Source organism: Virgisporangium aliadipatigenens (genome assembly GCF_016863615.1).
Taxonomy (GTDB): Bacteria; Actinomycetota; Actinomycetes; order Mycobacteriales; family Micromonosporaceae; genus Virgisporangium; species Virgisporangium aliadipatigenens.
Genome location: NZ_BOPF01000026.1, coordinates 98,816 through 112,352 on the forward strand (window position 1 = coordinate 98,816; position 13,537 = coordinate 112,352).

Annotated in this window: 9 protein-coding genes; 5 read left to right on the top strand and 4 right to left on the bottom strand. The window is 66.7% G+C overall.

Annotation, left to right across the window (positions count from 1 at the left end; translation table 11 throughout):
* The first annotated feature begins 124 nt into the window (after positions 1-124).
* The 3 genes from Val02_RS31375 (at position 125) to recD2 (ending at position 4,229) form a co-directional block, all read left to right on the top strand.
* Positions 125-1,060 (top strand): hypothetical protein, encoded by a 936-nt coding sequence (locus Val02_RS31375; RefSeq protein ID WP_203902864.1) that lies wholly within the window; start codon positions 125-127, stop codon positions 1,058-1,060.
* A 173-nt stretch (positions 1,061-1,233) separates the two neighbouring features.
* Positions 1,234-1,992 (top strand): hypothetical protein, encoded by a 759-nt coding sequence (locus tag Val02_RS31380; protein ID WP_203902865.1) that lies wholly within the window; start codon positions 1,234-1,236, stop codon positions 1,990-1,992.
* Positions 1,989-4,229 (top strand): SF1B family DNA helicase RecD2, encoded by a 2,241-nt coding sequence (gene recD2 / locus Val02_RS31385; protein WP_203902866.1) that lies wholly within the window; start codon positions 1,989-1,991, stop codon positions 4,227-4,229. Before Val02_RS31380 ends, recD2 begins: the two co-directional genes overlap by 4 nt.
* Before the next feature lie 145 nt (positions 4,230-4,374).
* On the opposite strand, the gene Val02_RS31390 is transcribed toward recD2, so the two are convergent.
* Together Val02_RS31390 and Val02_RS31395 are read right to left on the bottom strand one after the other, a co-directional pair.
* Positions 4,375-4,821 (bottom strand): hypothetical protein, encoded by a 447-nt coding sequence (locus Val02_RS31390; protein ID WP_203902867.1) that lies wholly within the window; start codon positions 4,819-4,821, stop codon positions 4,375-4,377.
* Between the two features lie 328 nt (positions 4,822-5,149).
* The gene (locus tag Val02_RS31395) at positions 5,150-5,404 is read right to left on the bottom strand and encodes a hypothetical protein (RefSeq protein WP_203902868.1); all 255 of its coding nucleotides are present in this window, start codon (positions 5,402-5,404) and stop codon (positions 5,150-5,152) included.
* A 469-nt stretch (positions 5,405-5,873) separates the two neighbouring features.
* Here Val02_RS31395 and Val02_RS31400 point away from each other — a divergent pair, with 469 nt between their 5' ends.
* Both Val02_RS31400 and Val02_RS31405 read left to right on the top strand, forming a co-directional pair.
* Positions 5,874-8,339, top strand: coding sequence for an FtsK/SpoIIIE domain-containing protein (locus Val02_RS31400; RefSeq protein WP_373317967.1), 2,466 nt, complete (start codon positions 5,874-5,876; stop codon positions 8,337-8,339).
* Between the two features lie 124 nt (positions 8,340-8,463).
* Positions 8,464-9,117: a hypothetical protein gene (locus tag Val02_RS31405; protein WP_203902870.1), complete on the top strand. Its 654-nt coding sequence runs from the start codon at positions 8,464-8,466 to the stop codon at positions 9,115-9,117.
* Between the two features lie 109 nt (positions 9,118-9,226).
* Here Val02_RS31405 and Val02_RS31410 read toward each other — a convergent pair whose 3' ends face one another.
* Together Val02_RS31410 and Val02_RS31415 are read right to left on the bottom strand one after the other, a co-directional pair.
* On the bottom strand, positions 9,227-11,875 hold the full coding sequence (locus tag Val02_RS31410) for a phospholipase D-like domain-containing protein (protein WP_203902871.1): 2,649 nt from the start codon (positions 11,873-11,875) through the stop codon (positions 9,227-9,229).
* A complete protein-coding gene (locus Val02_RS31415; protein ID WP_203902872.1) occupies positions 11,872-13,530 on the bottom strand; it encodes a hypothetical protein in 1,659 nt (552 codons plus the stop codon). The genes Val02_RS31410 and Val02_RS31415 overlap by 4 nt, the downstream gene beginning before the upstream one ends.
* Positions 13,531-13,537: the final 7 nt, after the last annotated feature.

Consider the following 13,537-nt stretch of genomic DNA (forward strand, 5'->3'; position numbering starts at 1 on the left):
TACGGCGCGGCGCGGAGCCGTGACCATCATGAGAAGCCCCGAATCGAACCCGCACGAGAACCCGACTCCTGGCGCCGCAGCTTCGGGTCGCCACCAGAGGCATCAACCCTTCGAGGGCCCGACGATGCCGGTGTCGGTCTGGCGCACCAGCCGCACCGGCACCGACGGAACCGGCATCAGCGCGAGCCTTGCCCAACGGATCGTCGTCACCTACAGCTTCCACGCAGCCACGGTCATCGACCTGACCAACAGCGACGCGATCACCACGGCCTGCCTCCGCGGCCGGCGGCGCCACCACCGTGCCTACTTCGACGGCGCGGCGGACCTGGTCATCACCAACGCGACCCGGCCTGACTCGCCGGACGATGCCGACCCGGCCGGAGGGGCGCACGAGCCCGTCGACGTCGCGCAGTGGTTCGGCACCGACCTCGCCGGGAACCCCCGCGTCCTGCGCGAGCACGTCACCGTCGGCGACGTACACCGGCAGGCAAGTCTGGTGGTCGCGACCCTGCCACTGCGTCCCGACATGAGGACCACCGACCGCGTTCGGCTGGAACTACTTGTGTCCGTCTGCGGCAGCCTGCTCCGCAACGACGGCTGCCTCGTCCTCATCCTCGACCACCCCGAAGGAACCGACCCTCTCACCAACGGACCACCGCAGCAGGACGCAGACATCTTCGCCATGGCCCTTCGCCACCTGCAACGCATCATCGTGATCGACACCGAATCCGACACCGACCAATACACCTACGGCATCGACGAAGAACTACTCGCCATCGACGCCGACAATCGCCAGTGGCGCCTGCAACTGCGGGCACCACGCGATCTCCACGTATTCGTAACCCGCAAGGACCGGCCAAGCAATCACGGCCTCTCGCCACAACTCGTCTTCACCTACACCGACATCGCCGGACGGCATCGCGACCCCGACCCCTACATCGGCCGACACGGCGACCCGGACTACCAGGGACGACACCACACCTCCTCGAATCCCACGAAACCGCACCCGGACTCGATCCGACACGGCCGCACGCCCGGCCCCATCGACGGCGAACACTAGTGAATCGGAACCGGTCGTAACCTGCGCGGGCCGCTCGCCGTTCCGCCCGAACGATCACATGTAGGCGTTCGGCGCAACAAAGAAACCTCGGCTGTGGGCCGGAGTGGAACTCTGCTCCGGCCCACAGCTGTGCGGCCGTGCCGCCTTCATCAGACATCCGAATGGAGCTGACAATGTCAGTGCACCCGTCCCGCCACGCCATCCCCAACACCGGCAACAGCGCCGTCTCGCAACTCACGCACGACCTGCGCGCCGAACTGATCAACCTCGTGTACGCCGAAGCGATCACCTTCCACGAGGCGAATCAGATGCTGCAACGGCTCGATCTGCTGCCGTTACGGCGCCGGTACCAGGTATCCGCCCGCGTTACCGTTTCGACAACGGTCACGTCCTCCAACGACGCCGCCGCAGGGCAGTACGCCGTTGCCGCGATCAACGCCGATCTGGCACATCTGCACGGCACCGAACTCGTCGCGCGCCACCCCATCCGATCCGGCGAAGGTCGCGAGGTGATCACCGCTCTACGGACCGCCGCAAGGATCCATCATCCGCACCGGCTGCCCGCCGACACCTACGTCTTCGACGCCGATATCGTGCTCGCAACAACTGTCGCGGCTGCCGACCACGACGGCGCCTGGCGCACCGCACAAGACCGAATCGCGAGGAGGCTCGCCGAATTGCCATCACGTTTCACGCGGCTGCGCACCGGCACGATCCGCCGCCACCGCCTTCGCGCGATCGCCGGTCCGATCACCGCCACGAACGACGTCTGGCTACCCGGTGCACACGGCCATCCCGGCAGCCGCGAAAGCGCGGCTCCCGAGGCCCCGTTCACGACTCCTACCTTGGCTGACTCGAAGACGTTCCCGGACCAGGCCCACCATGGCGCGACGGCGACCAGGCGGCTGTGCCGGAGCGACGACCTGCCGTGACCGCCGGACCAACACATCCCGGTGCCATCCTCGACGCGGTCCTCGAGCGGATCACCTACGCCAACGAGGAGACCGGCTACACCATCGCCCGCGTCGCCACCGACCGCTCCCAGACCGACCTGCTCACCGTCGTCGGACCGCTGCTCGGCGCCCAACCCGGCGAGAGCCTGCGCCTGGTCGGCCGGTGGAGTTCGCACCCGCGCTACGGCAGGCAGTTCGAGGTGCACTCCTTCACCACGGTCCTGCCGGCGACCGTCCAGGGCATCGAGCGCTACCTCGGATCCGGGCTCATCAAAGGCATCGGCCCGAGGATGGCCGCCCGGATCGTCGAACACTTCGGCGTCGACACGCTGCGACTCATCGAGGAAAAGCCGGCCCGTCTCGTCGAGGTGCCCGGCCTCGGCCCAAAACGGACCGCCATGATCGCCACCGCGTGGGACGAGCAGCGGGCAATCAAAGAGGTGATGGTCTTCCTCCAGGGCGTCGGGGTGTCGACCTCCCTCGCCGTGCGGATCTACAAGCAGTACGGCGACGCATCAGTGACGGTGGTGCGCAACGAGCCCTACCGCCTCGCGGCCGACGTGTGGGGCATCGGCTTCCGCACCGCCGACACCATCGCCAAAGCGGTCGGCATCCCGCACGACAGCCCGCAGCGGGTCATGGCCGGCATCCAGTACACCCTGTCCGAGGCCGCCGACAGCGGCCACTGCTACCTGCCGGAGCCGAACCTCGTCACCGACGCGGTCGGGATCCTGGAGGTGCCCGCAGACCTCGTCCGCGCCTGTCTGGCCGACCTCGCCGCGCAGGAGGCCGTCGTCGCCGAACCGGTCCCGAACCCGTCCACCGACGGGTCCACCATCCCCGCGGTGTACCTGGTGCCGTTCCACCGGGCGGAAGGCTCCCTCGCGGCCGGGTTCCTGCGACTCCTACGAGCCAAGAGTGACCGGCTGTCGGCGTTCACCGATGTCGACTGGACGAAGGCGCTCGCCTGGCTGCGTACCCGCACCGGCGCGGACCTCGCCCCCGAGCAGGAGGAGGCGGTCCGTCTCGCGCTGACGTCGAAGGTCGCCGTACTCACCGGCGGGCCCGGCTGCGGCAAGTCGTTCACGGTCCGTTCGGTCATCACCCTCGCCGTCGCCAAGAAGGCGAAGGTGGTCCTTGCCGCGCCGACCGGTCGGGCGGCGAAACGGCTCGCGGAACTGTCCGGACAGCCGGCCACGACCGTGCACCGGCTGCTGCAACTACGTCCCGGCGGTGACCCGAGCTTCGACCGCGACAACCCCCTCGACGCGGACCTGGTCGTCGTTGACGAGGCGTCGATGCTGGACCTGCTGCTGGCCAACAAGCTCATCCATGCGATCCCGTCTGGAGCGCACCTGCTCCTCGTCGGCGACGTCGACCAGCTCCCCTCGGTCGGCGCCGGCGAGGTGCTACGCGACGTCCTCGCCGCCGACACCGTCCCGCGGGTACGGCTGACCCGCATCTTCCGCCAAGCGGCCGAGTCCGGCGTCATCGTCAACGCCCACCGCATCAACGCCGGCCAAACCCCGATCTTCGGGCAGCATCCCGACTTCTTCCTGTTTCCCCACGACGAGCCCGAAGCCACCGCCGAGCTGGTGGTCGACATCGTCGCCCGCCGGATCCCGAAACGGTTCGGCATCGCCCCGCGCGACATCCAGGTGCTGACCCCGGTGCACCGCGGCCCGGCCGGCGCCGGACAGCTCAACGTGGCGTTGCAGCAGGCGATCGCCCCGGCCCGTGACGGCGCCCCCGAACGTCGCCACGGCGCGCGGGTGTTCCGGGTCGGCGACAAGGTCATCCAGGTGCGCAACAACTACGACAAAGGCGCCGCAGGGGTTTTCAACGGCACAGTCGGCGTCGTCACCGCGCTGTCCACCGTCGAGCGCCAGCTCACCGTGCGCACCGACGAAGACGAAGAGGTCGACTACGACTTCGACGAACTCGACGAACTCCAACACGCCTACGCCATCACCGTGCACCGCTCCCAAGGCAGCGAATACCCGGCCGTGGTCATCCCGGTCACCATGTCGGCCTACACGCTGCTCCAGCGCAACCTGCTCTACACCGCTGTCACCCGCGCCAAACGCCTCGTCGTCCTCGCCGGCAGCCGCAAAGCCCTCGCCATCGCCGTACGCACCGCCGGATCAGGACGCCGACACACCGCCCTCAGCCACCGACTTACGCCCGACCCCATCGTCCATCGCCTACCTCAGTGACCGGCCCAAACTGAACTCACCCGTGCTGACGTGGCTGACGATGGAGATCCACCGTTTTGGCGATGCTGGCGCATCGAACGCGCCGCCAGGACATGACGCGGACGGTCGACCGGCAGCCGTCGCTGCAGCCAACGAGTGGAGCGACCTATTGTTGTTCACGCTCAATAGCAGCCTCAGCGCGATCAAGGTGATCCCACCAGTTCTCATCTTCTCGGCGGAACGCGGACAGCAGCGTCGCAGGAACGAGAAATATAAGGACGCTCACCTTTTCGGGAGTCAGAACCTCGGCAACCGGCCTACCAGCGAACATCGTCGCCAGGAACGTATAGACATCGTCAGCGCTGAACCCTGCCCAAGCCTCTGAGTCAGCGATCTCCTGCGCGAGTGTCCTCAGCTCTGAATCGGTTGGCCGTCCGGAGTGGATGTCAATAGCGACGAGCCCGGCCACTGCAATCGCGAGCTCGGAGCCTCGCCGGATGGCGTCGTCGTTTGGAAAAGCCCGGAGCGCAGTCGCCAGCAGGTCGGGATCGCGCTTGACGGCGGCAGCCAGCGCCTTACGCACGAGGGGCTCGACATTCTTATCGATCTTCATCGCGGTTCCTCCGCCGTTCCTGCCGTGACTTTAACCAAGATTGCCCACCGCTGATCGCACCAAGGAACGCCAGTGTTACCCCAACAGCAACTTTGGGGGCTAGAGGCAGAAACTCGACGATCGGCGATACCAAAAGCCCTATACCGGCCCCCAGGAATCCAATTCCTTCGGGACTGGGCGTTCGGCGTCCGGGCGGCTCCGCCGGGCCGTCGACGTCCCCGCTTCTTCGGTTGTTGTTAACTGGCGCTCGTCGTCGTGTAGACGTTGGCGCTGTGTCGGTCGGCGATCCTCTCGTCGAGTCGTTGCCCGTCGAGTCGCCGTCCGGCCCTCAACCAGCTGCGGCCCGTGCCCGGTTGAGCGCTTGGACGACCTTTTCCTGGCCGCCGTTGAGAGCGGTGATTGCTTCCTCGATCGCCGCTTTGAGGGCGTTGTATTCGGCGATCTTGTCGCGTGATCCGAGTGCTGTCGCCTGGGCGATGGCTTGCTCTGTCTTGCCCTTGGCGCCGTTGGCTGCCGCGATGCCCTGTCCGACGCCGGTGCCGGTCTGTTGAAGTGCGTGCATGATCTCGTCAGCCGTGGACACGGCGCCCTCCCAGGGTCGAACTTGGTCGGCGGTCACCGTATCGATATCGCTGCTGCATGTCAGGCCCGCCCCGCCGGAACTGGCGGGAATGTGACGCTTCGCGCAGCACGGAGTCAGACAGTGTTGCGCTGAGTGCCGTCGAAGCTGCCGCGTGGGTGTGTCGGCGTGCTGTCGGTGATGACGAGATCCGGTGGGCCGCATCCGTGACCTGCGATGCGGCAGATCTGGGGTGGCCGACGATCGATGCGTTCAGGCTTCTCGTTGGTAGTCTCGGCCGCGGTTCATGTTCGGTTGTTGATCGTTGGGGGGACTGGTGGGGTCGGCGTCGTGGTACTTCGACCGCGCCGTGGCGTTGCACCGCGAAGCTGCCGCGCACACCGAGGCGGCGAGAGCGGAGATTGTGGGTGCGCCGAGCCGGTTGGTACTGCCGCCGGAACGTGTGGAGGCTTACCGGCGGCTCGCCGAACGGTTGACCCGTGGTGCCCTCGATCTGGTTCCCGGTTGGCTGGGCTGGCCCCTCGATGGGTCCACCGCCTCGTTGAAGGTCGGCGTCGATGTGCGACCCGGCGGTGTGAATTTCGTGTTGGCCGGGGTGACCGTCCTGGCTGAGAAGTTCACCGCTCCGGTGGTGGTGCCGCTGCTCGGCGGCGGTCATGTGACCGTGGACGCCGATGCGCGCCGGCCGGAGGTGGCGGCGTGGCTGCGTGGGGTGCTGCTGCGCCTGGTCGCGGCCGTTCCGGACGGCGCCTTGCGGGTACTGACGGTCGACGGCGGCACGCTCGGCGCGGTCTTCGCGCCGTTTCGGCAGCTGGTCGAAGCGGAGTTGTGGCGCCCACCGGTGACCGACGTGGCAGGGCTGCACGCGGTCCTGGATGAGGCGGAGGCGCAGATCGCGGTGGCGCAGTCCGGCGGCGGCCATCATCTGCCGTATCTGCTCATCACGTCCGGGGCGTTGCCCACCGGCTGCGGGCAGGTCGAACTGGCACGGCTCGCGGCGATCGCGCACGCCGGTCCTGCAGCGCGGGTTCATCTTCTGCTGGCCGGCTACCCGCCACCGCCGGGCGCCGGGCAACAAACCCCGGCGCGATTGGACTTCACCACCGCCTTGACCACGATCGCGGACGGATTCGCCATGTCCGAGCCGCCCGGCCCAGAACGCCTGTCGACCCGTGGTAGCGGATTCGCAACTGCGGTGCGGCTGTCTGCCGGCCCCGTCGATGGACTGATCGAGACGGTGTGCGGGCCGCTCGCCTCGGCGGCATGGGTGAGCAGTTCCGTCGATTTCGCGGCGTTGCTGCCGGCCGAGATCTGGTCGCACTCATCCGCGTCCGGGCTACGGACCACGGTCGGACGTGACGGACGGGCGTGGTGCGAGCTGGCGCTGGACGACAGCACGCCGCATTGGCTGGTCGGTGGACGTACCGGTTCCGGCAAGACGGTTTTCCTCCTCGACGTGCTCTACGGCCTGGCGTCGCGGTACAGCCCGGATGAGTTGGCGTTGTACCTGCTGGACTTCAAGGAAGGCGTGTCGTTCGCCGACTTCACCCCGACGCCGATCGACGGCACCTGGATCCCGCACGCGCGCACCGTCGGTATCGAGTCCGACCGTGAATACGGCCTCGCCGTGTTGCGCGAACTGGCCAAGGAGATGGGCCGCCGCGCGATGGAGTTGAAAAAGGCCGGCGTGACCCGCCTTGCCGACCTGCGCACGAGCAGGCCCGATCTGGCGATGCCCCGCATCGTCGCCGTCATCGACGAGTTCCACGTGCTCTTCTCCGGCAACGACCGCATCGCCGGGCACGCCGCCGCGGTACTGGAGGAGCTCGCGCGTAAGGGCCGCTCCTACGGCATCCATCTGATTCTGGCGTCGCAGACGATCGCCGGTGTCGAGGCCCTGTTCACCAAGGGCGAGTCAATTTTCGGCCAATTTCCGCTCCGGGTCGCCCTCGCCGGTGGCGGTGGCGTCCTCGACAAGCTCAACAGGAACGCGGACAACCTGCCGGTAGGCTCCGCGGTCATCAATACCGCCGCCGGAGTCGCGGGCGCGAACCGGATCGTGCGGTTCCCGAACAACGACCCGGCCCTCATCACCGCGCACCGTCACCGCCTGTGGCACGCCCGCACCCCCGGCTCCCCGCCACCGGCGGTCTTCGCCGGCTACGCCGAACACCACATCGACAGCGACCCCGCCTACTTGGCGCTGAACCCACAGGTACGCCGACCCCACGCCCTGGTCGGCCGAGCCGTCGATGTCGGGCTGCCCTCCGCCGGTTTCACCCTCGACACCTCCCCGGGCCGGCACATCGCCGTCCTCGGCCCGAGCCCGATCGGAGCGGACATCGTCCACGCCGGGGCGGTTTCCGTCGCCCGTCAGCATCCACCGGGCACTGTCACGTTCGTTATCGCCTGCCTCGTCGCGTCCGCCGACGCCGCTGCCGACGCCACCGCCGCAGCCATCCACGCGGTAGACCAACCGGTCGAACTTGTCGACGCCGCCGGACTCCAGACACGACTCGGTCACCTTGCCGCCGCGATCGACAGCGCAACGGCACCGCCCACCTATCTGGTCGTCTTCGGAGCCGACGCGGCGAGCGCCCTGCTGGCCGCCAAAGACCTGACAACCTTCCGATCCGGGCACGACGATCTGCGAACCGTGCTGCGCGTCGGCCCCACCCGCGGAATCCACCTACTCGCCTGGTGGCGAGGCGCCCGACGGTTCATCGACGACATTGGCGGCAGCAGCAACCTCGAGGACGTCGCATGCCTTATCGCCCTCAACATCGCTAGCAACGACCTCAACAACTTGACCGGCGACTACAAAACTGAATGGCACCACCGCCCCAACCGCGCACTCCTTATCGACCGCCACGACGACCGCTACCAACTCATCGTGCCCTTCGTCCGACCCGGCGCCTACGAACACCAACACCACTAGTCGCCTCGTTCTCATCCGCCAGAAAACCCAGCGACAACCGACCCGGCGGTCCGAGGACCTCGCTGCTACACCCGCAAGGCCGATCCATCGCCCCGACCATCACCACGCCACGTGAATGGATTCCATGACCGATTCCATCAGACCGGATCATCTCAATATCGGCACTCCCCGACCGGCGGGACTGCCTGCCATTCCTCCCGTGATGATGCCTGGATGGCGCGGCTGGCTTCGGCGGCTGAGCGCTCGCCGGGGCCAGGCGATCGCAATTTGCGTTGCCGTCCTCGTCGTTCTTGTTCCGGTCGGGGTCGTGGTCGCGGTAGTTGCCAAGGGTGCCGTGGACGCAAACGCGGCCGGAACTGATCCGCCAAGTGCCGCATTCTTACTGGTCCAATCCTTTGATGCCTACGCCGGCCGGGACAAGGAACTAGGCTTCGTGCACCTGTTCTGCAAAAAGAACGAAAAGCGACTCGCCAGCCAGAGAGATCTTATTATCGATGAACTGTATGCGATCGAGAAGGCACATGAATACGATATTGATCTGGAGCTTAAGCCTGACGCGGAGGAGGAAGTAGTTTACAGGGGAAGCGCGAGAGCAACCGTCGGATTCTACGTTTCGGCGTTCGTCAGGCTTACCGACCAGCATGGAAGCCGGCATTTCCGAACACCGCCGGAGCGGTGGGAAATCGATGTGCAAAAGGAGAGCAATGGATGGGTCGTATGCGCGATGCGAGTACCCCGCATCTGCGGCGACTACTTCACACGCGACGCGTGCGCGTAGCCGCTTGAGCGTTTCTCCGCCCGCTTCGGACTTCGCTGCTGCCATCGGAACCAGCCTTGCCTCATCGAAGATGACACCGCATCCAATTTCAATAGGGCGATAGTCCGGACTATCGGCACAGGTCGGCAAGGACCCCCGTGGCCGCGTTGATCTGGCCGAGGATGTGGTCGTCGACCGGTTTGGTCGACTCGATGACTCCTTGGCCAAGGCCGGGGAGAACGGCGATCGTCTCACCGTCGGACAGGGAGAGCCGCCAGGTGCCGTCGGTGGCGTAGACGGCGATACCGCGACAACGCCGGTATTGGCGTGTTGCGGCGAGAAGGCGTGGCATACGTGGATCGAGGAGAGGGTCCGCGACGCCGCGCACACCGAGGCGGACCTGGATAGCCCTGGCGCCGGGGGGTGCTTCGAGTGTGAGGTCATCGAGATAAAGCTCGGCCGCCGTACGAGCACACCACAGTTCATCATCGATGTATGCGATGGCGTCGAGAAGTTGCTGATCAACATCAATTCGACTGATTGCGTGTCCGGTGACGGCACTAAGGTACCTGGCGGTTTCGTCGGTCGGCTCCAGCAGGCCATTGTCAAATGCGGCCATGATGATGGACTGGGCTTCCACTACGCGTTCCCGGCGGTGTGGACCAGGCTGAATGGTCAGCCAACATAATGCCGCAGCAGCTTCGGGCAGCCATCCGGGAAGTCGTCGTTTGGCGTTCGCGCGGACTTCTTGTTCGACTTGGTTGAGCCAGCCGGGGCGGGTATCGCCCCCCGAGAATCCGCCGAGCCAGCGCAGCCAAAGATCATCAAGGTCTTCCCCGGTCAACTCCAGCCGATCGGGGGTTTGGGCAGAGGTGAGTTGAAGTTCGGCGAGCGCGCCGACGATCGTTGCGAAGTTGCCGGCCGGTGCAAGGGGCTCGACCCATGCCAGGCGTGGGTCTCCTTGTGCGCCGGCCCAGCGTCGCAAGAGGTTGCGGGCGCGTACCCGGACGCGGGCAGCGAGCCGCCATCTCCGTCGTGTCGACGCCTCCTGTGAATCGACGTCGGTTGCGTCGTCGAGGAGTCGCGCAAGAAGGGATTGCCCGGCCCGACCCGGCGCAGGCTCGGATGGAGTCCGCGCCCGTAGCGCGTCGAGAAGCTCAATGATCGGCTCGCTGGCGTCGAGGCTGTCGCTCCAGATTCTCCCGTATCGGCTCGCGCGTGGGTCACGACCGAGCTGTTCACGTTCGAGGCGTACCCATAGGTCGTCGTTGCCCTGTTCGGCTTCCTCATCGGCCGTGACGCCGCCGGCGGAGGCGGGCGACTGCCGTTCGCTCACCTCCATCACCAAATTGCGGTGCAACCAGGCGAGCATCTTGCCGAGCGGGCTGTCGAGGTCACCAGTGGTGAGGCCGTCAGGTAGATCGTTGCTGGGCCGCGCCGTGCCGGTGAGCGCAGCCGCGAGTGCGATGGTGTCGTCCACGACCACCTGGTTGGACAGGACCGAACCGTCTGTGTCGACCACGCGAACGAGTCGCCCATGCACCGGGCCGACGGTGGCAGTTCTTCCGGAGGCGTGGCGGGTGAGCGGCTGTCGATTAGTCAGATCGTCAAGGAGCCAATCTGGCTTGGCGGCTGGCTCACAGGCCACCTCCACACGTCCGTCGTCGGTCACGACGGCGGAGATCAGGCGAACGGCGGGCGCCACAGGTTCCGGATCTGGCCTAAATGACCATGACGGGAGTTGATCGAGGGTGGCGGCGACGGCCGTAGTTTCCGGCGGTGTGAACGCCGCTCGGACCTCTTCTGCGGTGAGCTGAGTGAGGACGGCGACCTCTATATTGCCGCTGTGGCCAACGATGCGGGTCATCGCGGCTCGGGACAGGTTCGCTGATCCAGAAAGTAGCCATCCCTGATTACCGGCGACGGCACCGACCAGTTTGGCGTGCACGAACTCGTCCGGCTGGTACATGAGGATCTCGGTCGTTGCGCCGCTGGCGATCAGCCGTTCCCTGAGCCGGTTGCCGTTGACGCTGGTGGCCTTCGTGAGGAACACGCGAACGCGTCGAGGGCGTAGATCGGTAAGTAGCTGCCCGACCGCCGCCGCATCGTCGTCGTAGTACGGGGCGCTCAGCAGAAGTTCCTCGATGTCCGACGGTGTTTGGATAGCAAGAGCCGCCTTGAACTGGGAGGCGATCGAGGTGTCCAGGTTATGAATCAAAGGTGAGGCTGCCTGTGACGTACCGGCTGGTTGGGGCGGCAGCCGAGCGTCCAGATCGAGTAGCCGCTGGACGAGGGTGGTGTCATCGACGAGGCCGACAACGCGATGAATCCATGTGCGCCAGGACGCGATGGCTGCGTCACCGATGGGGGTCCCGGATCGGAAGGCGGTGAACACCTCCTTGCCGCGATCGAGCCCGCTCATCGAGAGGTTTCCGGAGCCGACCAGCAGAGTCGCCCTCGTTCCGGTCACCGCGAGATACGTCTTGGGGTGGAACGCCTGACCGCCCGGCCGTACACCGCGCAGCAGCCAACGCCGGTTCACGGCGGCGAGGGCTTCGACCGCATCGGCGGGGAGGCGGTCGAGGCTGGCGCTGAGCCTGCGATGGTCCGCAAGGACAACGACGTTGAGCGGCGGGTCGCCCAATCGAGGTAGCAGGAACTCGTTGAACAACGGCAGGTCCACGCTGTACGTCGTGGCCCACAACGCCGACGCGGCGCCAGTGAACAGTTCGTGGACCGGGCGGCATCGCTCCACCGGAACGGCCGCCGAGTCGGTCATCCGAGAACCTCGGTGGCGAACGCGACGCCACGATCGGTCAGCCGTGATTCGCTAGGCTCGTCGCCTTCCCACAGGCCCAGGTCCCAGGTGAGCCAGCTCAGTGGATCCGCGCGGATCGCGGCGAGTGGGAACCGCTCGATGCCGTGGTCGTAGAACCGCAGGAGCCCTTCCTCCCAACGGAACCGGAAGGTGAAGTCTGGCAGCTTGGAGTAGGCGATGCGCTCATGCACCGGGACTACGAATCTAGACACCAGCCACCACAGCGTCTCACCGAGCGAGGGCTGACCGTCGAGATGCTCACCGACAGCGGCCAGAACCTCGGCAACCGACGGCTGCCATGCCGATCTCACCCGCGACGCCTTCACCCAGCCGGGATCGGAGCGACCCTTGGTACGGCGGGCAAGTTCGAGCAGCACCACGACAGCCGAGGTGGCGGTGTCGAGACCGGCGGTCAACCACCGAAGAGTATCCAGCGACGCCGTGGCGACGTCTATGTCCTCGCCGTCCCAGTCAGGCACGGTCAACGCCGCAGGCTCCAGCGCGGCGGCGATCGCAGCCGTCGGGTAGCCGGAGGCCCAGGCGGGTGGTCCGCCAACCATGTTTGAGGCCACTTCACGTACCTCGGCATGGGTGAGCCCGCGACCCAGATCGCGACTGCGGGCCAGGCCGGCACGGCAGAACTGCGACCAGACCGAGCAGATGACCTCCTGCCATACATCCTTGGCTATCAGCGCCGCCCACTGCCCGGCGACGAGAGCGTGCCCGTCGCTTCGCGGGTCCGGATACGACCACAACGCGTCCCGGTACGCGCGGCCGGACCAGGGCACATTTGGATCGGCAGCGACGAGGCTGAGATAGTGCCCCACGCTCCGTCGGCGCTGGACCGCACCGGCGTTCAGCGTGGCGCTAGCGCCGGGTCCGGACTCGTCGTCCTCGCGAGCAACGGGCGGGTCGCTACCGAAGATGGCGTCGTGCACGGCGTCACGTTCGTCCGGCCGCTCACGTAGCCGGCACAGGCAAGCGACCCCGGCGTATTCGTCGATGACGGCTGCGGGGACCGGCTCGCTGGTCCACATGAATCGCTGGTAGTACTCCGTGCCCTCCACCGCGCTCCGGAATGTCGACGCCAAACGTCCGGCCCGCTCGGTGGGGCGAAGGACATCGATCGGAATCGGTTCGTCGCCGAGCATGGTGCCGGCTCTGGCGACGATGCCAAGCTCAATCAGCGGCGATCGGTAGTACAGCCCGTATCCGCCCAGGCTGCTCTCCACAGATTCCCCGCGTGGGAACGGCCCCGTCCCCTCGGCGACGTCGCCCAGCCGCCGAGCACCGACCGGGCTCGACCCACAACCGTATGGGCAGCGCTGCACCGCGAGGCCGAGTTCCCACTCGCGTCGGCGGATGAATGTGGCTAGCGACTTACCGTCCGCCGGCAACCGTCGGACCTTGTACTCGTTGAGGAGAAACGCATGGAACAAGAAGTATCGGGCCCGTCGGGACAGTTCAAGGATGCCCGGCAGGAGCAGCGGCATGAGCCGATCTTGGGTAGTCGTCTGCAGACCGAGCGGGTCGCGGCCCTCGTTCTCCCGCAGGGAAGCCGCGATCCAGCGAGGCGCGGGCACCTCATCCGCGACTGTGCCGGGTGCAGCCGTCATGTCAGCG

Excerpts from the sequence above, each read along its gene's own strand:
- Val02_RS31410 (WP_203902871.1), bottom strand. The coding sequence starts at position 11,875 with ATGACCGACTCGGCGGCCGTTCCGGTGGAGCGATGCCGCCCGGTCCAC.
- Val02_RS31405 (WP_203902870.1), top strand. The coding sequence starts at position 8,464 with ATGACCGATTCCATCAGACCGGATCATCTCAATATCGGCACTCCCCGA.
- Val02_RS31415 (WP_203902872.1), bottom strand. The coding sequence starts at position 13,530 with ATGACGGCTGCACCCGGCACAGTCGCGGATGAGGTGCCCGCGCCTCGC.
- Val02_RS31380 (WP_203902865.1), top strand. The coding sequence starts at position 1,234 with ATGTCAGTGCACCCGTCCCGCCACGCCATCCCCAACACCGGCAACAGC.
- Val02_RS31375 (WP_203902864.1), top strand. The coding sequence starts at position 125 with ATGCCGGTGTCGGTCTGGCGCACCAGCCGCACCGGCACCGACGGAACC.
- Val02_RS31390 (WP_203902867.1), bottom strand. The coding sequence starts at position 4,821 with ATGAAGATCGATAAGAATGTCGAGCCCCTCGTGCGTAAGGCGCTGGCT.